General features: G+C 62.1%; 1 protein-coding gene. It reads left to right on the top strand.

Going from position 1 to position 277, the window contains the following annotated elements:
• A partial coding sequence (locus MN204_RS20570) for a LysR substrate-binding domain-containing protein (RefSeq protein ID WP_249872916.1) occupies positions 1-277 on the top strand: 277 nt, incomplete at both ends.

Genomic DNA, 277 nt, shown 5'->3' with positions numbered 1-277 from the left:
AACCACTTTTGGCGGCTGCGTTATCGCACCCATCACCGCCACCTTTCTCACGGCGTGGCCGCAGGTGCGGGTCGATCTCGATTTGAGTAATCGCAGCGTTGATCTGCTGGAGGAGGGGTTCGATCTGGCGATCCGTATCGGCGCGGTGAACAGTGAGGATGTGGTGGTAAAACCGCTCTGCCTCTACCGGATGGTGATCTGCGCCGCGCCTGCCTATCTGGCGCGTTATGGCGAGCCGGCCTCACCGGAGGCGCTGCGCGATCATCGCTGTCTGTCG

The organism is Oceanobacillus saliphilus, from assembly GCF_023522835.1.
Classification (GTDB): Bacteria; Bacillota; Bacilli; order Bacillales; family Amphibacillaceae; genus Oceanobacillus; species Oceanobacillus saliphilus.
Note: the sequence above shows the minus strand (reverse complement) of the source record. Positions and strands in the feature narration are given on the sequence as shown.